Source organism: Stenotrophomonas sp. LC732 (assembly GCF_052446685.1).
Classification (GTDB): Bacteria; Pseudomonadota; Gammaproteobacteria; order Xanthomonadales; family Xanthomonadaceae; genus Stenotrophomonas; species Stenotrophomonas muris.
The window spans coordinates 4,483,975-4,504,483 of record NZ_CP199214.1; the positions used below are offsets into that span (position 1 = coordinate 4,483,975).

15 protein-coding genes are annotated in these 20,509 nt (G+C 65.9%); 7 read left to right on the top strand and 8 right to left on the bottom strand.

Translation table 11 applies throughout. The features are described from left to right. Window positions 1-79: 79 nt before the first annotated feature. Window positions 80-1,075 carry an aldo/keto reductase gene (locus ACT6SE_RS21090; protein WP_046433390.1) on the top strand — a complete coding sequence of 332 codons (996 nt, stop codon included), beginning with the start codon at window positions 80-82 and terminating at the stop codon, window positions 1,073-1,075. A gap of 175 nt (window positions 1,076-1,250) precedes the next feature. Then, entirely contained in the window at window positions 1,251-2,678 is a 1,428-nt protein-coding gene (locus ACT6SE_RS21095) for an amino acid permease (protein WP_046433392.1), read from the top strand. Between the two features lie 92 nt (window positions 2,679-2,770). Here the strand turns inward: ACT6SE_RS21095 and ACT6SE_RS21100 are convergent, their stop codons facing one another. Beyond that, window positions 2,771-4,012, bottom strand: coding sequence for a dipeptidase (locus ACT6SE_RS21100; protein WP_046433393.1), 1,242 nt, complete (start codon window positions 4,010-4,012; stop codon window positions 2,771-2,773). Window positions 4,013-4,147: 135 nt separating this feature from the next. Next, window positions 4,148-5,317, bottom strand: a complete 1,170-nt coding sequence (locus tag ACT6SE_RS21105; protein WP_014648949.1) for a class I SAM-dependent rRNA methyltransferase — start codon at window positions 5,315-5,317, stop codon at window positions 4,148-4,150. 386 nt (window positions 5,318-5,703) lie between these two features. Between ACT6SE_RS21105 and ACT6SE_RS21110 the strand changes: the two genes are divergently transcribed. Together ACT6SE_RS21110 and ACT6SE_RS21115 are read left to right on the top strand one after the other, a co-directional pair. Beyond that, complete coding sequence (locus ACT6SE_RS21110) at window positions 5,704-6,666, top strand: TerC family protein (RefSeq protein ID WP_014648950.1); 963 nt, start codon at window positions 5,704-5,706, stop codon at window positions 6,664-6,666. A gap of 106 nt (window positions 6,667-6,772) precedes the next feature. Continuing rightward, window positions 6,773-7,543, top strand: a complete 771-nt coding sequence (locus ACT6SE_RS21115) for a rhomboid family intramembrane serine protease (RefSeq protein WP_046433395.1) — start codon at window positions 6,773-6,775, stop codon at window positions 7,541-7,543. A gap of 153 nt (window positions 7,544-7,696) precedes the next feature. On the opposite strand, the gene ACT6SE_RS21120 is transcribed toward ACT6SE_RS21115, so the two are convergent. The 6 genes from ACT6SE_RS21120 to rpmH form a co-directional block, all read right to left on the bottom strand. Next, window positions 7,697-8,803 (bottom strand): glycerophosphodiester phosphodiesterase, encoded by a 1,107-nt coding sequence (locus tag ACT6SE_RS21120; RefSeq protein WP_046433397.1) that lies wholly within the window; start codon window positions 8,801-8,803, stop codon window positions 7,697-7,699. Window positions 8,804-8,940: 137 nt separating this feature from the next. Further along, window positions 8,941-10,290 (bottom strand): tRNA uridine-5-carboxymethylaminomethyl(34) synthesis GTPase MnmE, encoded by a 1,350-nt coding sequence (gene mnmE, locus ACT6SE_RS21125; protein WP_014648953.1) that lies wholly within the window; start codon window positions 10,288-10,290, stop codon window positions 8,941-8,943. 3 nt (window positions 10,291-10,293) lie between these two features. Continuing rightward, window positions 10,294-12,966, bottom strand: a complete 2,673-nt coding sequence (locus tag ACT6SE_RS21130; protein ID WP_046433398.1) for a polysaccharide deacetylase family protein — start codon at window positions 12,964-12,966, stop codon at window positions 10,294-10,296. 115 nt (window positions 12,967-13,081) lie between these two features. Further along, window positions 13,082-14,797: a membrane protein insertase YidC gene (gene yidC, locus ACT6SE_RS21135; protein WP_014648955.1), complete on the bottom strand. Its 1,716-nt coding sequence runs from the start codon at window positions 14,795-14,797 to the stop codon at window positions 13,082-13,084. After that, window positions 14,797-15,291 (bottom strand): ribonuclease P protein component, encoded by a 495-nt coding sequence (rnpA, locus tag ACT6SE_RS21140; protein WP_080053031.1) that lies wholly within the window; start codon window positions 15,289-15,291, stop codon window positions 14,797-14,799. Before rnpA ends, yidC begins: the two co-directional genes overlap by 1 nt. 5 nt (window positions 15,292-15,296) lie before the next feature. After that, window positions 15,297-15,437, bottom strand: a complete 141-nt coding sequence (gene rpmH / locus ACT6SE_RS21145) for a 50S ribosomal protein L34 (protein WP_005411729.1) — start codon at window positions 15,435-15,437, stop codon at window positions 15,297-15,299. Window positions 15,438-15,692: 255 nt separating this feature from the next. Here rpmH and dnaA point away from each other — a divergent pair, with 255 nt between their 5' ends. The 3 genes from dnaA to recF all read left to right on the top strand — a co-directional run bounded on the left by dnaA (window position 15,693) and on the right by recF (window position 20,486). After that, window positions 15,693-17,024 (top strand): chromosomal replication initiator protein DnaA, encoded by a 1,332-nt coding sequence (dnaA, locus tag ACT6SE_RS21150; RefSeq protein WP_014645405.1) that lies wholly within the window; start codon window positions 15,693-15,695, stop codon window positions 17,022-17,024. Between the two features lie 275 nt (window positions 17,025-17,299). After that, window positions 17,300-18,400 (top strand): DNA polymerase III subunit beta, encoded by a 1,101-nt coding sequence (dnaN, locus tag ACT6SE_RS21155; RefSeq protein ID WP_005411731.1) that lies wholly within the window; start codon window positions 17,300-17,302, stop codon window positions 18,398-18,400. A 991-nt stretch (window positions 18,401-19,391) separates the two neighbouring features. After that, window positions 19,392-20,486: a DNA replication/repair protein RecF gene (gene recF, locus ACT6SE_RS21160; protein WP_046433401.1), complete on the top strand. Its 1,095-nt coding sequence runs from the start codon at window positions 19,392-19,394 to the stop codon at window positions 20,484-20,486. Window positions 20,487-20,509 lie beyond the last annotated feature (23 nt).

Sequence of the window (20,509 nt, forward strand, 5' to 3'; positions counted from 1 at the left end):
ATCCACATGATGGCGTGGAGGATGCTGTGCCCCTCGCCACTGCCCATCCAGACGTGGCGCCTTCCCCAAGGAGATCCACATGAAGACCCGTACTCTCGGCCCCGCCGGCCCCACCGTGTCCGCCCTCGGCCTGGGGTGCATGGGCATGAGCGCGTATTACGGCGGCCGCGGCAGTGACGATGACGGCATTGCCGTCATCCGGCACGCGCTGGACCGTGGCGTGACCCTGCTCGACACCGCCGATGTGTATGGCCCGCACACCAACGAGGTGCTGGTCGGTCGCGCGATTGCCGGCCGCCGCAACCAGGTGTTCCTGGCCAGCAAGTTCGGCATCGGCCTGGACCCGGCTGACCCGAAGGCGCGGCAGATCAACGGCCACCCGGACTATGTGCAGGCCGCCTGCGAGGCCAGCCTGCGTCGCCTGGGCGTGGACCACATCGACCTGTACTACCAGCACCGCGTCGACCCGACCGTGCCGATCGAGGACACCGTGGGTGCCATGGCACGCCTGGTGGAACAGGGCAAGGTGCGCTGGCTGGGCCTGTCCGAGGCCTCGGCGGCCACCCTCCGCCGCGCCCATGCGGTGCACCCGATCACGGCGGTGCAGAGCGAGTACTCGCTGTGGTCGCGCGAGCCGGAGCAGAACGGAGTGCTGGCCACCACGGCGGAGCTGGGCATCGGCTTCGTGCCGTATTCGCCGCTGGGCCGTGGCTTCCTGACCGGCGCCATCCGCAGCCCGGACGACTTCGACGCCGACGATTACCGGCGCACCTCGCCCCGCTTCGAAGGCGAAAACTTCCAGCGCAACCTGGCATTGGTGGACACCGTGCAGGCGCTGGCCGCCGAGCGCGGCATCGCTGCCTCGCAGCTGGCGCTGGCCTGGGTGCTGTCGCGCGGCGGGCACATCGTGCCGATCCCGGGCACGACGCGGCGGGCACGGCTGGACGAGAACCTCGCTGCACTGCAGGTGGAACTGGATGCGGCCACGCTGGACGCATTGGATGCGGCCTTCCCGCTGCATGCCGCGGCCGGCGAACGCTATTCGGTCAGCGGCATGGCCAACATCGAGTCCTAGCGGGGGCCGGGACGAACGTACACCGGTGGCTGCCGCCGGATTATGCCGATTCCGGCAGCCTGGCCGGGGCGCAGCGCGTGCCCCGCCATGCATGACCCCCGTCAGTGGTAATGCTGCGCTGCGTTCGGTCACACTCGGGAACTTGTCGTTCTTAGTCACCCCTTCCGAGGCCTGCATGTCCCTGTTCCGGCGCAAGTCCCTAGATTCCGTCACCGTCCACGAAGCCGGCAGGCGCCTGATCCCGACGCTCAGCTGGCCGCACCTGATCGCACTGGGCATCGGTGCCATCGTCGGCACCGGCATCTACACGCTGATCGGCGTCGGTGCCAATCTGGCCGGCCCGGCCGTGCTGATCTCCTTCGCCATCGCCGGTGCGGTCTGCGCCTGTGCGGCGCTGTCCTATGCCGAGCTGTCGACGATGATGCCGGCCGCCGGCAGCGCCTACACCTACAGCTACAGTGCGCTGGGCGAGGTGTTCGCCTGGGTGGTGGGCTGGAGCCTGATCCTGGAGTACTCGCTGGTGGTGAGTACGGTGGCGGTGGGCTGGTCCGGCTACTTCGTCGGCTTCCTCGAATGGGTCCACACCCAGTTCGGCTGGAACGTGCACCTGCCGGCCTGGCTGGCAGCCGGCCCGCACGTGGAAGGCGGCATGATCAACCTGCCGGCGATCATCATCACCTGGCTGGTGGCCGGCATGCTGATGGCCGGGACCAAGGAAAGCGCCACGCTCAATGCCATCCTGGTGGTGTTCAAGCTGATCGCGCTGGCGATCTTCGTGGCCGTGGCCCTGCCTGCGTTCGACAGCGCCAACCTGCAGCCGTTCATGCCGTATGGCTTTGCCAAGTCGATGGGCCCCGATGGCGTCGAGCACGGCGTGATGGCGGCAGCGGCGATCATCTTCTTCGCCTTCTACGGCTTCGATGCGATCTCCACTGCTGCGGAGGAGACCAAGAACCCGGGCCGTGACCTGTCGATCGGCATCATCGGTTCGATGATCGGCTGCACCATTGTCTACGTGCTGGTGGCGCTGGCCGCAGTGGGTGCGATGAGCTACGCCGTGTTCGGGCACAGCGCCGAGCCGCTGGCGCTGATCATGCGCCAGCTGGGCCATCCGACAGCGGCGATGGTGATCGGCGTGATTGCGATCATCGCGCTGCCGACCGTGCTGCTGGCCTTCCTGTACGGCCAGAGCCGCATCTTCTTCGTGATGAGCCGCGACGGCCTGCTGCCGCGTGGCCTGTCCAAGGTCAACGCGCGTACCGGCACGCCGGTGGCGACCACACTGTTCACTGCGGTGGTGGTGTCGGCGCTGGCCGGCGTGGCCCGCCTGGACGAGATCGCCGCGCTGGCCAATGCCGGTACCCTGGCCGCGTTCACTGCAGTGGGCGTCTGCCTGGTGGTGCTGCGCCTGCGCGAGCCGGACCGCGCGCGCACGTTCCGCACGCCGCTGGCCTTCGTGGTTGGCCCGCTGGCCGCGCTGGGTTGCATCTACCTGTTCATCAGCCTGCCGCACACCACCCAGCTGTACTTCCTGTTGTGGAACGTGGCCGGCCTGGTGCTGTACCTGCTGTACAGCCGACGCCATGCGCTGATCGCGAAATAGACCGATCACCGGTAGTGCCGGCCGCTGGCCGGCAACCCGAATCCTGTTGATAGGGGCAATGCCGGCCGCTGGCCGGCACCACCGCAGGGCGGTCAACCGCCCTGCTTTGCGGCGTAATCCTGCGCCTGGCGCATCACCCGCAGCAGGTTGCCGCCCCAGATGCCGGCAATCTGCTGCTCGGTATAGCCCTTGCGCAGCAGCCAGGCGGTGATCTTCGGCAGCTGGCTGACATCGGGCAGGTCACTCAGGCCGCCGCCGCCATCCCAGTCCAGGCCGATACCCACGTGCTCGGGGCCGACCACCTTGAGGATGTGCTCGAAGTGGGCGAAGAAGTCGTCCAGGCTGGCATGCCGCACGGGGTGTTCATGGTCCAGTGCCTGTTCGGCTTTCAGCAGGGCCACGCCCTGCTCGATGCCCATCCCTTCCCAGCCGCCCAGCTGCCTGCTCAGCGCTTCTTCGGCCTGCGTGCGCTCGGGCGTCTTCGCGGTGTCGATCAGGTAGCCGCCATAGGCGTTCACCTGGATCACGCCGCCGGCCTTGGCCAGCTTGCGCAGCCGCGCGTCATCCAGATTGCGCGGATGGTCGTAGACCGCCTTGGCCGAGCTGTGCGACAGCACGAACGGCACCGGCATCATCGCCAGCAGGTCATCGAACACCGCGTCCGATGCATGTGACTGGTCGATCACGATGCCCAGCTTCACCGCCTGCCGCACCAGTTCCTTGCCGGCCGGGCTCAGGCCCTTCCACTCCGCGCCCTTGGGGTCGGTGGCCGAATCGGCGAACTCGTTGTTGGCGAAGTGCACGGTGCTGAGCAGGCGCAGGCCGGCGCGGTGGTAGAACGAGAGCAGGCTGGGGTCTTCCACCAGCGGGCTGGCGTTTTCCATGCTGATGTAGACCACGCGCTTGCCGGCGGCCTTGATCCGCGCCGCATCATCGGCGGTCAGTGCCAGCGCGAAGCGCGCGGGATTGGCCGCCAGCATCTCGCGGATTTCCAGCAGTCGCTGCAGGCCGTGGTCACGCTCGGCCAGGTGGGCCGCTGCGCTGCGATCGCCCTGGTCGGTGTAGATCGCCCAGAAACCGCCATCGAGCGCACCTTCGACCATGCGCGGGTAGTCCACCTGCGAAAGCGCGTTGCGGTCGTGGCGCTGCTCGATGTCGAAGCCGGTCCGGCCGAAATTTGCCGGCGTATCCAGGTGGCTGTCGAGCGTGACCAGGCGCTGCTGCAGCGCCTTGGCACGGGCCAGTTCCTCGGCGCTGAACTCGATGGCGTGAGCCGAAAGCGGCGCGCACAGCGCCACGGCGAGCACGACGGACAGGTGGCGCAACGAAGGCATGGGCTCTCACCGGCATTGGGAAGAGCCCGACCATAGCGCTGCACCCGGCCTTTTTGTAGAGCCGAGCCCATGCTCGGCTGCCAGACAGATCAGCCGAGCGTGGGCTCGGCTCTACAGAGATCGGCAGTGACGCGGTCAGTCCACCACGCGGCAGAACACGGCCTTCAGGTAACGCGATTCCTGCACGTGGGCCATGAACGGGTGGTCCGGACCGGCGCCGGCCACCTTCAGGATCTGGATCGTGCGGCCGGAGAAATACGCCGCGCGGCGCAGCATGTCGAGGAACTGGTCCTCGGCCACCAGGCCGGTGCAGGAGAACGTGGCGAACAGGCCGCCCGGCTTGACCACGCCCAGCGCCAGCTTGTTCATGTCCAGGTACTTCTTCAGCGCAGTGATGACCTGGTCGCGGTCGCGGGTCATCTTCGCCGGGTCCAGGATCACCACGTCGTACTGCTCACCACGATTGGCCGCATCACGCAGCCACGGGAAGATGTCGGACTGGACGAACTTCGGGCGCACGTTGTTCAGGCGCGAATTGCCCTTGGCGATCTGGATGACGTCTTCATCGATGTCGATGCCGACCACTTCCGAGGCGCCTCGCGCCGCCGCGTACACCGCAAAACCGCCGGTGTTGCAGCACAGGTCCAGCACGCGCTTGCCTTCCACCTGCTGGCTCAGCCACTCGCGGTTCTCGCGCTGGTCGGCGAAGAAGCCGGTCTTGTGCGCACCGGCCGGGTCGGCGCGGAACTTGATGCCGTACTCGGTGATCACCGACGCTTCGGTGGTGGTATTGCCGTGGAAATCGAAGCTTTCCTGTTTCTGCACGTGCTCATCGGCGAAGCTGTGGAAGCGGCAACCCGGGAACTGCTCGCGCAGGGCGTCGTAGATCCACTCGCGGTGGCGGAACATGCCGGCGGCGAAGAATTCGACCACCACCAGGTCGCCGTAGCGATCCACCACCAGGCCGGACAGGCCGTCGCCTTCGCTGTGCACCACGCGCCAGGCGTCGGAGACCGCGTCGAGCTTGAGCACCTCACGGCGCAGCGACACCGCCTGGGCAATCTTGCGCGAGAACCAGCCGGCATCCACCGGCACGTTCTGGTCGGTCTCAAGGATGCGCACGGCAATGCGCGAATGCCCGTTGTAGAACCCGCGGCCAACGAACTCGCCATCAATGCCGACCACGTCGACGATGGAACCGGGCTTGGGCCGGACGGTCGGCTTCTCGACCAGTTTCTGGAAGATCCACGGGTGGCTGGAGCGCCACGCATTCTTGAGGCGGACAATTGGAAGGGGGGTATTCATCCACCCATTGTAAACCGGGCGCCGGGGTCAGATCCCCGAAGGGGCTCTGACCCCCGCCGGCGTGCCAACCAAGGTTGGCACCCACCAGGCCGGAACGGGCTCGGGAATGGGGTCAGAGCCCCTACGGGGATCCGACCCCTCGTCCCCCATTTGACGTCGGCCCAGCCAGACGGCAGAATCGGCGCCAGAAGGGGAGTAGCTCCCAGACGTTGTCGCCGTCATTTCGAGCCCGCAGGCTCCGGTGCAACGGCAGTTCCAGCCGACTGGAACTGCGAGCGAGACCTTCGCCGTACTGGCGAAGCTCTGTCCCTGGATCCCCCTCCCGATCCTCCGTTGCAGATCCTCGCCGTCCGGCCTGGCATTCATCTTTCCAACGGACATTCCCAATGCAGACGATCGGTAACGTGTGGTTGTGGGGCGGCTTCGCAGCGGTGGTGGTCATCGCCCTGCTGGTCGACCTCGTGTTGATGCGCCATGGTGGACCGCACAAGGTCACCTTCAAGGAAGCCCTGTGGTGGTCGATCGGCTGGGTCGCGCTGGCCCTGCTGTTCAACGCCGGCCTCTGGTACTACCTGAATGAGACCGCCGGCCAGGTGGTGGCCAACAAGGTCGGCCTCGAATTCCTGACCGGCTACCTGGTCGAGAAGGCGCTGGCGGTCGACAACATCTTTGTGTTCCTGATGATCATGAGCTACTTCGCAGTACCGGAGGAGCAGCGCCAGAAGGTGCTGATCATCGGCATCCTGGGTGCGATCGTGCTGCGTACGATCATGATCTTCGCCGGCAGCGTGCTGATCAGCCAGTTCCATTGGCTGCTCTACGTGTTCGGTGCCTTCCTGCTGTTCACCGGCTGGAAGATGTGGTTCGCCGCCGGCCAGGAACCGGATCTGGAAACCAACCCCGCCCTGCGCTGGATGCGCAAGCACCTGCGCCTGCTGCCGGACTACGCCGGCAACGCGCTGAGCGTGAAGCGCGATGGCGTGCGCTGGTTCACCCCGCTGTTCGCGGTGCTGATCCTGATCGCGGTCACCGACGTGATCTTCGCCGTGGACAGCATCCCGGCGATCTTCGCGATCACCACCGACCCGTTCATCGTGCTCACCTCCAACGTGTTCGCGGTGCTGGGCCTGCGTGCGATGTTCTTCCTGCTGGCCGGCATGGCCGACCGCTTCCACCTGCTGCCGTACGGCCTGGCGCTGGTGTTGGCCTTCATCGGCATCAAGATGATGATCATCGACCTGTTCAAGATCCCGACCCCGGTGTCGCTGGGCGTGGTCGCGGTGATCATCGCCGCCACCGTGGTGCTGAGCCTGAAGTACCCGCCGAAGGAAGGCTCGGGCCACGCCTGAGCCTGAGCGGTGGGAAGACGCGGCCGGCGGGATTGTCCCGCCGGCCGCACCCACTCTCCCGCAACAGTGGCCTTGGTTTCGCGCCAGCCACCGCCATTGCTGAGGTATGGACAACAACACGCCCCTGCCCGCCGGCGACGTGCCGGCCCCCCGCACTGACCGCTCGCGCATCCTGCGGGCGTTCAATGTCAGCCTGGCGGCCGTGCTGGTGCTGGTGGCCGTGTTCGCCCTGCAGGGCACGTTCGACTGGCGACCGTGGGCGGTTGCGCCGCTGGAAGCCAAGGGCCTGCTCGGCCTGATCGGCGGCCCGATGCTGCATGCCTCGGTCGAGCACATCGCCGCCAACAGCATCGCCATCCTGATCCTCGGCACCCTGGCCGGCAGTGTGTATCCCAAAGCCACCGTGCGCGCCCTGCCCCTGCTGTGGCTGGGTTCGGGCCTCGGCGCGTGGATGCTGGGCAATCCGGGCAGCGTGCACCTGGGTGCCAGTGGCGTGACCCATGGCCTGATGTTCCTGCTGGCCAGCCTCGGCCTGCTGCGCCGCGACCGTGCGGCAATCGCCACCGGCCTGATCGGCATGCTGTTCTATGGCGGCATGCTGATGACCGTATTGCCGCACGCCGATGGCGTGTCCTGGCAGTCGCACATGGGCGGCGCCTTCGCCGGCATCATCGCCGCGCTGCTGTTCCGCAACGCCGATCCGCTGCCGCCGCGCCAGCGCTACAGCTGGGAAGACGAAGAAGACGAGGCCGAGCCGCTGGCCGACGACGAGCTGGAGCCGCCGTCTCCGCAGCGCGTACCGGTGTTGTGGCAGCCGCGCGAGGGCCAGGACTACGTGGTGATCCCGTTCCGCCGCCCGGACGAGCCGCGCGGTTGAGGGGACGGTCGTGCCGGCCGCTGGCCGGCAACCTCATGAACCGGTAGTGGCCGACCTTGGTCAGCGCGGTTGTTGCGTGCCAACCAAGGTTGGCACCTACCAGAGCACACCGGCCCCCGGGTAGCGCCGGGCCATGCCCGGCGCGTTGATCGCTCAGTTCCCCGCTGTGCCCATCCCATCCACCGCCTGCCGGCCCAGCGCCGGATCATCGGTGAAGAAGGCATCGATGCCGGTCGCCAGGTAGGCGCGCATCTCGGCGATCGAGCCTTCGACGTTGCGCGCGTTGTCGGCGCCCTTGCGCAGGTTGCTGGGCTGGAAATGGTTTTCGGGGCGGAAGGTGTACGGAATCACCATCAGGCCGGCCGCGTGCGCATCTCGTACCAGCGAGGTCGGCGTGCCCAGCGCGCCCTTGGCATCCAGCGGAATGATCGAGCGCAGCTCGGGGCCGATGCCATCGGCGTAGGCGGCGATGTCCTTCAGCCCGGCCGGGGTCATCATCTGCGCATAGGTCAGCGTGCCGCCGGCCTTGGCGATGTCGGCCGGCTGGGTATCGCCCTTCCACAGCAGCTGCAGCAGGCGGATGTTGCTGCCCCGGCCGATCTTGCCATGCAGGTAGCGCAGGTTGGCAGTCTCGAATGACTGGATCGTGACCGGGCCGACATTGGTGTACGCGTTGCCACGCAGCGCGGCCAGCAGCTTGTCTTCCATCGGCAGGCCGATGGACTGGAAATAGGTCGGGTGCTTGATCTCCGGCACGAGGCCGATGCCACGGTTGGCGCGCCCGGCCTGCTGCACCAGGAAGGCCAGGATCTCGTCCAGGCTGGCGATGCGGAACTGGCCGTCGTAGGCGGTGCTGCGCAGCTCCGGCAGGCGCTCACGGGCGTACAGGGTCTTCAGCTCGGCCAGGGTGAAGTCCTCGGTGAACCAGCCCTCGACCTGCTGCCCATCGATCACCTTGCGGGTACGGCGGTTGGCGAACTCCGGATGCGAGGCGACGTCGGTGGTGCCGCCGATCTCGTTCTCGTGGCGGGCCACCATCACCCCGTCCCGGGTCATCACCAGGTCCGGTTCGATGTAGTCGGCGCCATCGGCGATGGCCTGCGCATACGAGGCCAGGGTGTGCTCGGGCAGCAGTGCGCTTGCCCCGCGATGGCCGTAGACCGACACCTTGGGCACGGCCGGGGTGGAGGATTCAGCACTCATGGCCACCGATGGTGCCACGGCCAGCGACAACAGCAACGCACAACCCCACGACTTCACTGCGACTTCCCCAAGCGGTATGTGATGGGCGTCAGTATGCGGCGGCAATGTGACAGGTGGGGGAAGCCAGTCCCTGTAGAGCCGAGCCCATGCTCGGCTGACGGGTAGAACAGCCGAGCATGGGCTCGGCTCTACAGTTACTTGCCGATGCAGAAACTGGAGAAGATCCTCCCCAGCAGATCATCGGCACTCATCTGCCCGGTGATCTCACCCAGCGCATCGTGGGCCAGCCGCAGTTCCTCGGCGGCCAGCTCCAGGTGCTCGTGCGCCAGCTCGCCATCGGCGCGCTGCGCATGTTCCTGCGCGCGTTCAATCGCATCCACGTGGCGCGTGCGCGCGGAGAACTCGCCGTCCACCTGCTCACCGGCACCGGCCGAAGCAATCGAACGCAGGCGCGCATGCAGGTCGTCGAGCCCGGCGCCGGTGGCGGCCGAAACGAACACCCGATCCGGATCAGCCAGCGACGGCAACGCCGCCAGCAGATCCGACTTGTTGTGGATATAGACCTTGTGCGGTACCGCCGCCACGGCCTCGCCCAGCGCCGCTTCACCGGCCGCCGGATCGCGCGCATCCAGCACGATCAGCGCCAGGTCGGTGCGCTCGATTTCCACGTGGGCGCGGCGCATGCCTTCGCGTTCGATGGCGTCGCCGCCGTCGCGCAGGCCGGCGGTGTCGACCAGGGTCAGCTCCAGGCCATCCAGGCGGATGGTTTCGCGCAGGGTGTCGCGGGTGGTGCCGGCGATGTCGGTGACGATGGCGCGTTCGCTGCCGGCCAGCGCGTTGAGCAATGAACTCTTGCCCGCATTCGGCGGACCGATCAGCACCGCGTGCAGGCCATCGCGCAGGCGACGGCCGCGTTCGGCATCGCGGCGCAGAATGGCCAGATCGCTGCGCGCCTGTTCCAGCCCACGCCGCACCTGCGCGCCACCGAGGGTATCCAGCGGTTCGTCGGCGAAGTCGATGGCCGCTTCCACGTGGATGCGCAGCAGCACCAGCTGCTCGACCACCGCATCGATGCGGCGCGAGAACACGCCATCCAGTGAACGACGCGCCGCGCGTGCGGCACGGTTGTCGCCCGCGGCGATCAGGTCGGCGATGGCCTCGGCCTGGGCCAGGTCCAGCTTGCCGTTGAGGAACGCCCGTTCGCTGAACTCACCCGGCCGCGCCTGGCGCGCACCGAGCGCGATGCAGCGCGCGACCAGCTGCTGCAGCAGCACCGGGCTGCCATGGCCCTGCAGTTCCACCACCTCTTCGCCGGTGAAACTGTTCGGTGCCGGGAACCACAGCACGATGCCATCGTCGATGACCTCGCCGTCGGCATCACGCAGGCGCGCGTAGTGCGCGTGGCGCGGGCGCAGTGCAGGCGCCCCCAGCGCATTGGCAATCGCCGCAGCGCGCGGACCGGACAGGCGCAACAGGCCGACACCGCCGGCGCCGGGGGCGCTGGCGATGGCCACGATGGTGTCGGTGCGGATCGCGTCGTTCATGGCTCAGAGCTTCTCCAGCTGCGCGCGCGCCTGGGCCGCGCCACTGCCCTGCGGCTGCAGCGCCAGGTAGGTGGTGTAGGCCTGCTTCGCCTTGGCCTTGTCGCCGGCGTTGAAGTAGGCATCGCCCAGGTTCAGATGGGCCACCGCGCGCGACGGGTCGATCTTCAGCGTGTTCTCCAGCCAGCGCGCGGCTTCTGCATAGCGCTGCTGGCGGTAGTAGACGAAGCCGAGGTTGTTGGCGGCCTGGGCGAAATCAGGACGCAGCTTCAGCGCTTCGGCGAACTGCGCGGCTGCCTCGTCGTACTGCTTCTCGCGGTACAGCTGCAGGCCGCGGTCGTTGGCCTGCTGCGCGCGCTGGCGGTCTGACGCCGGGCCAGCGGTGGGCACCACCAGCTTGGCCTTGCCACCCTGCAGGTCGGCCACCGTCACCGGCGCCTGGCTGCCCTTGGCCTCGCTGGCCGCATCCACCTTGTTGTTCAGCGCGATCGCATCGGCGGTCAGCTGGCGCGTATCGGCGTTGAGGAATTCCTGGCTGCCCGGCACCTGGAACACGAACTCGCCGCCCTGCGAACCGGGCAGGCTGCCGAAGGCCGGGGTCTGGTGCGAGACCGCCGATACGGCCGGCGCCACGTAGGCGGCCAGCTCGGTACCGGTGATCAGGCCGTCGCCGTTGAGGTCGCCCTTGCCGGCCAGCGCCTGCAACAGCACCCAGGTGAACACTGAGTGGCCGTTGGGGCCAGCATCGGCCACCTGCTGGTCGGCACCACCGGCGGTCAGCATCTGCCGCGCGCTGCGACGCGCGTTCTCGCGCAGGAACGACGACGACGACGGGCCACCGCGGGTCAGGCCCAGGCCGCTGTAGCAGGCATCCATCACGAACATCACATGCTTGGCCTGCATGCTCTCGGCAATGTTCTGGATGTCGGTCATCGCGATGGCGTCGGTGGCGAATTCCTTCGGGTCCGAATCGACCGGAATGATGTAGCCCAGGTCGCGCCCGGAAGCGAGCTGGCGGGTCGCGCCATGGCCGGCGAAGAACACGAACACGCGGTCGTTCTTGCCGGTGCGGTCATCGGCCAGGCGATCGTGGAAGGCCGCGAGGATGTTGTTGCGGGTCGCCTGCTCGTTCTTCAGCACGATCACCTGCGAGGACGGGAAGCCGAACTGCCCGGTCAGGGTATCGGCCACCGCCTGCGCGTCGTGGCTGGCGTACTCCAGCTTCGGCCACTTGGCATAGTTGTCGATGCCGACCACGATCGCCCAGGACTTCTCGTAGCCGGTGGTGACCGTGGCGGCACCGGCATCACCCTTGCGCGCACGGGCGACAGTGAAGTCACGGCCGTTCCAGCCGGCGAACTGGTAACCATCGGCGATCAGCCGGTCGAGGATCTGCGGCAGCGCCTTCACCGCACGATCGTGGATGTCGTGGAACAGGATGATGCCGCGCTGTTCCTTGTTCACCTGGTCTAGCACGCGCTGCACGATCGATTCCGGTACCGGGTCGGCCCAGTCCATCGAGTCGATGTTCCACATGATCGACTTCAGCCCGGCCTCGTTGAGCAGCTGCAGGCCTTCGGCATTGCGCGCGCCATACGGGAAACGGAACAGCGGCGCGCGCTTGCTGTCGACATCCTTCAGCAGCGTGTCGGTGTCGAGCACCTGCTGGCGCAGCGCGTCACCGGTGGTGCGCGACAGCTGGGCGTGGGTCAGGCTGTGGTTGCCGACCGCATAGCCCTCTTCCATCAGGTTGCGGCTGATCTTCGCCATCGGGCCGAGGCTGACCTTGCCATCGGCCTCGACCTTGCCCAGGTTGCGGCCCACTTCAAAGAACACGCCCGGCACGTCGTAGCGCTTGAGGATGGCCACCACTTCATCGGTATAGGCCTTGTGCGGGCCATCGTCGAAGGTCAGCACCACGGTCCTGGCCGGCAGGTCGCGGCCGAAGATCTCGCGGTCGCTGTCCTTCATCGACATCGGGTAGGGCTCGATCACGCCGTAGTCGCGCAGGATCGCTTCGCGGCTGTAGTCCTTGTGCAGGTGGGCGATGTAGTCGTCCCACTTCTCACGCTTCAGCCCGATGGCACGGGTGCGCTCGAAGCGGCTGAAGATGCGGGTCAGTTCCTGGTTGTAGTTTCGCTCGATCTCGTCGAGTGCCTCCAGGTCCTCGCCGATGCGCTGGTGCAGCTTGACCGCCGGCAGCGACGAATCAGTGCCGACCCGCTCATGCAGATCACGCAGCACTTCGCGGAAGGCCAGGCGGTCGGCGTCGAACAGTTCCGGCGCCGACTCGATGTAGTCCAGCACGGTGCCGAGGGTGGCGAAGCGCTGCGGGCTGGAGCCGCGCAGCAGGGTGTCGAACTGCGCGGCGATCGCCGTGCGCTGTTCCAGGCCATCGTGGAACAGCTGCTGGCCCACACGCGTGGAGGTGCCGCGGTCGGCGGCCGATTGCTGTTCCTCGTCTGCCAGCAGCACGATGATCCGGCGGTAGCCGTCGAGCTGCTTCTGCAGCGCCGCCAGCAACGGCGCGGCGGCCGGATCGGCGGCGGCCGCGGCCTGCGCGCTTGGCTGGGTGACGGTGGTCGCCGGCGCCTTCGCGTCCTTGTCGCCGCAGCCGGCAACAACCAGGGTCAACAACAGCGAGGGCAGGAACAGGCGGAACGACGACGCACGCGGCATGGCGAACTCGAAGGTGGGAGGAACGGTGTGCCGGCGATTCTACCGCCGCATGCGAAAAGCCCGCCTTGCGGCGGGCTTTTGCTGGGGTCAGCCGGCCAGCGGCCGGCTCTACCGATTACTTCTTCTTGACCGGGGCCGGAGCGGTGGTGGCCGCAACCGGCTCGCCGCCATGGCGCTTGGTCATCCACCACTGCTGCAGCAGGCCCAGGCCGCCGTTGACCACCCAGTACAGGACCAGGCCGGACGGCATGAAGGCCATCATGACGCCGAACACCAGCGGCATGAACTGCATCATCTTCTGCTGCATCGGGTCCATGCCCGGTGCCGGGGTCAGCTTCTGGGTGAACCACATCACTGCCACGTTGATGACCGGCAGGATGAAGTACGGATCGCGTGCGGTCAGGTCCTGGATCCAGCCGAACCAGGGCGCCTGGCGCAGTTCGACCGATTCCACCAGCACCCAGTACAGGGCGAAGAAGATCGGCATCTGGATGAGGATCGGCAGGCAGCCGCCCATCGGATTGATCTTTTCCTTCTTGTACAGCTCCATCATCGCGGTCTGGAACTTCTGGCGGTCATCGCCATAGCGTTCCTTCAGCTGCGCGATGCGCGGCTGGAAGCGGCGCATCTTGGCACCGCTCTTGTACTGGGTCGCCGACAGCGGGTACAGCACCAGCTTCAGCAGCACCACCAGGCCGACGATCGCCCAGCCCCAGTTGCCGACCAGCTTGTGCACCTGGTTCAGCACCCAGAACAGGCCCTGGCCGATCACCGCCATCATCGAGAAGCGGCTGTAGTCGACCACGCGGTCCAGGCCCGGCACGTCTTCCTTGGCGATCAGGTTGACCAGCTTCGGGCCGACCCACAGGCGGGCCTCGGTGCTGGTGGACTGGCCCGGGGCCACGGTGAAGGCCGGGCCACGCGCTTCAATCAGGTCACGACCGGCCACCTGCGACAGCACGTAGTGCGCGGTCTGGTCCTTCTGCGGGATCCAGGCGGTGAAGAAGTGGTGCTGCAGCATCGCCAGCCAGCCGCCGGTGATGTTCTGGTTCAGTGCGCCGTCGTCCAGGTAATCCTTGAACGCACGACGCTGGTACTTCTTGTCGTTGTCGTACCAGGTGGCGCCGTTGAAGCTGAACGAATCCGGGTTGGTCATGCTCCGCGACAGGATGGTCGGGGTGCGGTCCAGGGTGCGGTAGACGTAGCCGTTCCACGGTGCGGCGCCGGCATTGCTGACTTCGTCCTTGAAGCGCACGGCGTACTCGTTGCGCGAGACGGTCAGGGTGCGCTTGATGGTCACGCCGTTGTCGGCGGTCCACACGAACGGGATCTGCAGTTCGTTCTGGCCCTTGGCCAGCACGAAGTCCTTGGTATCACCGACCAGCTTGAAGCCGTCAGCGCCGGGAACCGGGGTGTTCTTGTCTTCGCTGGCCCAGCCACTGATCGCGCTGTACGGATGCGCGGGGTCTTCGGTCAGCAGGCGAACCGGCGGGCTGCCTTCGTCCTTGGTCTGCGGGAACTGCAGCAGCTCGGCATCGAGCACACGGCCGCCGTCCAGTACCAGGCGCAGCACGTCGGTGGTGACGGTCACGCGCTGGCTGGCCGGGGTGGCGCTGGCCTGGGCCTGCACAGCGGCCTGGCCCGGCGCACCCGGGACCTGCGCGCTGGGGATGCTGCCCGGGGTCGCGCCCGGAACACTCTGTGCAGCAGCCGGGGCCGACGTGGTCGTCGGTGCCGGGGTCGGAGCAGCCTTTTCACGGCTCCACTCCATCCACAGCAGCACGGCCACCATCAGCCAGGCAAAAATGAGGAATACGCGGGTCTGGTTCATCAGCGGACAGGCTCGGCGGGGCCGGGACGCGATGCCGGCTCGGTCAAAGAAGGAGTTGCGATGCCATCAGGCGGCGGCATTGTGCCGTCCACGCCCGGCGCGGGCAATGCACGCAGGCGACGCAGCAGGCGCAGGAAGGCCTGGCGGATCTCGTCGTTGCTGGCGGAACGCGCAGCACTACGCGCCACGACGACGAAGTCGCCTGGCTGGATTTCGGTACGTGTCTGACGCAGGATGTCGCGCAGGACGCGCTTGATCCGGTTACGCCCCACGGCGTTCGGATCAACCTTGCGGGAAACCGCCAGACCCAGCCTGGCCGGCCGGTCAGCCGGCAGCCAGTGCAGGGTCATCAGCGGATCGGACACACGGCGGGCGCCGTTGAAGACCGTTGAATATTCGGCACGCGTGCGAACCCGCGCAGAGCGAGGGAATCGCTTGCGCGGGTCTGCAGTATTCACTGTCGAAGGGATTGCGTCTGCCGCGGGGTGCGGCATGGCAATCAGGCGCTCAGGACTTTGCGGCCCTTGGCGCGGCGACGCGACAGGATCTTGCGGCCGTCAGCGGTCTTCATACGGGCACGGAAGCCGTGGTCGCGCTTACGCTTGAGGTTGCTGGGCTGGTAGGTGCGCTTCGTGGCCATTGGGGGCCTCTCGTATGAATGGGACGGAAAGAACCGGAAATTCTAGAGAGGTACCCTACCCCGCGTCAACCCCTGGCAGCTACGCGAATTCACCGGGCTGTGCAATAGCTGTGGATGTTTTTGTGAATAAGTAGGGGACAAGCATTCCGAAGGCGGGCGCTCGGTGGTAGTCTGAGCCATCCATTTCCCCCCTTTCCGGCCTGTGTTTGGGCGCCTTGTCGCGTCCATGCCCCGGCCACCGGACGATTATTGCTGATGGATGCCTGGTCCCGTAGTCTCGAGCGCCTCGAAGCGGAGTTCCCGCCGGAAGACGTTCATACCTGGTTGAAGCCGCTGCAGGCCGATCTGCGCGTGGACAGCCTGGTGCTGTATGCACCGAATGCCTTCATCGTCGACCAGGTCCGCGAGCTGTACCTGGCCCGGATCCGCGAGCTGCTGGCGCATTTCGCCGGTTTCAGCGACGTTTTTCTTGAAATCGGCTCGCGCCCGCGCCCTGTGGAGGCGCAGAACGCGCCGGTTTCCACGCCGTCGGCGCATGTGTCCAGCGAACCGCAGGTGCCCTTCGCCGGCAATCTGGACAGCCACTACACGTTCGCCAACTTCGTCGAAGGCCGCAGCAACCAGCTGGGCCTGGCCGCCGCCTTCCAGGCAGCGCAGAAGCCGGGCGACCGGGCGCACAACCCGCTGCTGCTGTACGGAGGCACGGGCCTGGGCAAGACCCACCTGATGTTCGCCGCCGGCAACGCCATGCGCCAGGCCAATCCAGGTGCAAAGGTGTTGTACCTGCGTTCGGAACAGTTCTTCAGCGCGATGATCCGGGCCCTGCAGGAAAAGACCATGGATCAGTTCAAGCGCCAGTTCCAGCAGGTGGATGCGCTGCTGATCGATGACATCCAGTTCTTCGCCGGCAAGGACCGCACCCAGGAAGAGTTCTTCCACACCTTCAACGCGTTGTTCGATGGCAAGCAGCAGATCATCCTGACCTGCGACCGCTATCCGCGCGAAGTCGAGGGCCTGGAAGCGCGCCTGAAGTCGCGGCTTGCCTGGGGCCTGTCGGTCGCGATCGAACCGCCGGACTTCGAGACCCGCGCCGCGATCGTGCTGGCCAAGGCGCGCGAACGCGGTGCCGAGATTCCCGATGATGTTGCGTTCCTGATCGCCAAGAAGATGCGCTCCAACGTGCGCGACCTCGAGGGCGCGCTGAATACCCTGACCGCCCGCGCCAACTTCACCGGCCGCGCGATCACCACCGAATTCGCCCAGGAAACCCTGCGTGACCTGCTGCGCGCCCAGCAGCAGGCGATCAGCATTCCCAACATCCAGAAAACCGTTGCCGACTACTACGGCCTGCAGATCAAGGATCTGCTGTCGAAGCGTCGGACCCGCTCGCTGGCCCGTCCCCGCCAGGTCGCCATGGCCCTGACCAAGGAACTGACCGAGCACAGCCTGCCCGAGATCGGCGACGCCTTTGCCGGTCGCGATCACACCACGGTGCTGCATGCCTGCCGCCAGATCCGGACCCTGATGGAGACCGACGGCAAGCTCCGTGAGGACTGGGACAAGCTGATCCGGAAGCTGAGCGAATGATGCACGGATGCCGATGAGGCGTCATCGCACAAAACGGTGCAGAATCCGGTAGCAAGCGCGGGACACGTTGTGGATAAAAATGCCGTTTGAAATCGCGCCAGATTTATCCACAGCTTTCCCCACCCCCTGGGGGTCGGTAATGCAGAGGGTTTCGAGGTCTGAAATACCTTTAATTACAAAGACTTAGCATTGTTTTCCAGCGATTCTGTCTCTACCAGCACCACCAAGCTTTTGATTTATTCCACATTTTTTAAAGCATAGGGGCACGGAACCACATGCGTTTCACACTGCAGCGCGAAGCCTTTCTCAAGCCGTTGGCACAGGTCGTCAACGTGGTCGAACGCCGCCAGACCCTTCCGGTTCTGGCCAATTTCCTGGTCCAGGTGCAGAACGGCCAGCTGTCGCTGACCGGTACCGACCTGGAAGTGGAGATGGTGTCGCGGATCGCGGTTGAAGATGCCCAGGACGGCGAAACCACCATTCCCGCCCGCAAGCTGTTCGAGATCATCCGCGCCCTGCCCGACGGCAGCCGGATCACCGTCTCGCAGACCGGAGACAAGATCACCGTGCAGGCCGGTCGCAGCCGTTTCACCCTGGCCACGCTGCCTTCGAACGACTTCCCGTCGGTGGATGAAGTGGAAGCCACCGAGCGCGTAGCCATCGGTGAGGCGACCCTGAAGGAGCTGATCGAGCGCACCGCGTTCGCGATGGCCCAGCAGGACGTGCGCTACTACCTCAACGGCCTGCTGTTCGACCTGCGCGGCGATGCCCTGCGTACCGTTGCCACCGACGGCCACCGCCTGGCGCTGTGTGAAACCGATCTGGCCAAGCCCAGCGGGTCCAAGCGCCAGATCATCGTGCCGCGCAAGGGTGTGACCGAACTGCAGCGACTGCTGGAAAGCGGCGATCGCGAGATCGAGCTGGAAGTCGGCCGCAGCCACGTGCGCGTCAAGCGCGACGATGTCACCTTTACCTCGAAGCTGATCGACGGCCGCTTCCCGGACTACGAAGCGGTGATTCCGATCGGTGCCGATCGTGAAGTGAAGGTTGATCGCGAAGCGCTGCGAGCCTCGCTTCAGCGCGCCGCGATCCTGTCCAACGAGAAGTACCGCGGCATCCGCGTGGAAGTCTCGCCGGGCAACCTGAAGATCAGCGCGCACAACCCGGAACAGGAAGAAGCCCAGGAAGAGATCGAAGCCGATACCACGGTCAGCGATCTGGCCATTGGCTTCAACGTGAACTACCTGCTGGATGCTCTCTCCGCCCTGCGCGATGAGGAAGTCATCATCCAGCTGCGCGATTCCAACTCCTCGGCGCTTGTACGTGAGTCCAGCAGCGAGAAGTCGCGCCACGTGGTGATGCCGCTGCGTCTCTGACAGCTGCTGTTCCACGTGGAACCGAACGACGCCCGGGATCTTCCCGGGCGTTTTTTTTGCAGGTTCCACGTGGAGCATCGAGAAGACGCAGTTCTCCGGACGACGTCACTTCCGTCGATAGGCTCGGTTGAAATCCGTTGCCTTTCCGGGATGTTCGTCTCGATCGTTGAAAACAGGATCGCTGGATCGTAGCAATGACGAGTCGCGATTGATCGAAAGTCCAGGTGCAGGAACCGATACTCGTCGCCTGTCCCCAGATCTGGCCAGACAGGGACCGATGATCCTGCATCGCGGCGCGATGGACTTCCCTCTGCAAACGCCGCTGTCCACAGGGAAGATTCGATGCAGATTGGGGCAAGCCTAGCTTCTAAATCTGGGTATAAATCTAAAGCATGGTGGTGATGGTAGAGCCAGATCTCGTGGAAAAACACCTTATCTGACTGATTTAAAAGAAATTTATGCACCTGAAACCCCCTGTATATCGGCCTCCCAGCCTGGGGGGGAACCTGTGGATAGTTTTGAAGGCATGGCAAAAGGGCTTTTTTATCCACAGATTGCCCATACCTTGTGTATAAGTCATACAGGGCAGCTGTGGACAGCGTGGAACGATCGGTCTGAATTCTTTGAAATCTGTGGAACCGCCCAGGGCATGGGACCGTAGATTTCAAGGAATCTGCAGGTTCATCCGCTGGTACTCGCCGGCGACGAGGCAAGCGCTGTCCACGGCATCGCCTGAAATCGGCGAAATCCAAGGCTCACACCCCCGCTACCCTTCGCAGAATCGAAGGATTTCCGGGCTTGCCGAGACCCGCATCTGCTGGGATGAGGAAACAGCGCCACGTGGAACCAGCGGTCAGGGCGCAGGCAGACCTGCGGTAACTGCTCCATAGCTGGCCGGATAGCTGGCCGGGCACGTCCGGCTTGACCGATGCAGTAAGCTGATGAATTCCCTGCCCCTCTGCCGCCCCGTGCGGATGGTCTTTCGCGCCCCATGCTTATCCGCCGCCTCGCCCTGCACCAACTGCGTCGCTTCAATGCGGTGGAGCTGTCGCCCCAGCCGGGATTGAACCTGCTGACCGGCGACAACGGTGCCGGCAAGACCAGCGTGCTCGAGGCCCTGCACCTGATGGCCTATGGGCGCAGCTTCCGTGGTCGTGTCCGCGATGGATTGGTGCGCCAGGGCCAGGAAGCGCTGGAAATCTTCGTGGAATGGGACGAACAACGTGCCAATCACCCGCCGCACCGCCGAAAGGCCGGCCTGCGGCACAGTGGCCAGGATTGGAAGGGGCGCCTGGACGGCGAAGACGTGGCCCAGCTCGGCAATCTGTGCGCAGCGCTTGCGGTAGTCACATTCGAGCCAGGCAGCCATGCGTTGGTCAGCGGTGGTGGTGAACCTCGCCGCCGATTCCTCGATTGGGGCTTGTTCCACGTGGAACCTGATTTCCTGTCCCTGTGGCGCCGGTATTCGCGGGCACTGAAACAGCGCAATGCCCTGCTCAAGCAAGGTGGCCCGTCGCGGATGCTGGATACCTGGGATCACGAACTGGCTGAAGCCGGCGAACCGTTGACCAGCCGTCGGCAGCACTACCTGGAGCGTCTGCAGCAGCGCACCGTGGCGCTGGCTTCCAGCCTGGCCCCGCAGCTCGGCATCCAGGCGCTGGAACTCAGCCCGGGCTGGCGTCGGCACGAGCTCCCTCTGGCCGATGCGCTGCTTCTGGCCCGGGAACGTGACCGCCAGGCCGGATACACCTCGGTCGGTCCGCACCGGGCAGACTGGAGCGTGGATTTCCACAGCATTCCGGGTCGCGATGCGCTGTCCCGCGGCCAGGCCAAGCTGACGGCATTGGCCTGCCTGCTGGCGCAGGCCGAGGACTACGCGGAACAGCGCGGCGAATGGCCGGTGATCGCATTGGACGATCTGGGCTCGGAGCTGGATCGCACCCACCAGACGCGGGTTCTGCAGCGCCTGCTCGGTGGGCCGGCGCAGATCTTCATCACCGCCACCGAAACGCCGGCGGCGCTGCAGGAACTGACCCACATCGCCCGGTTCCACGTGGAACATGCACAGATCGTGGCTGTGCCATAGTGGGCACACCAGGGCCGCTCGAC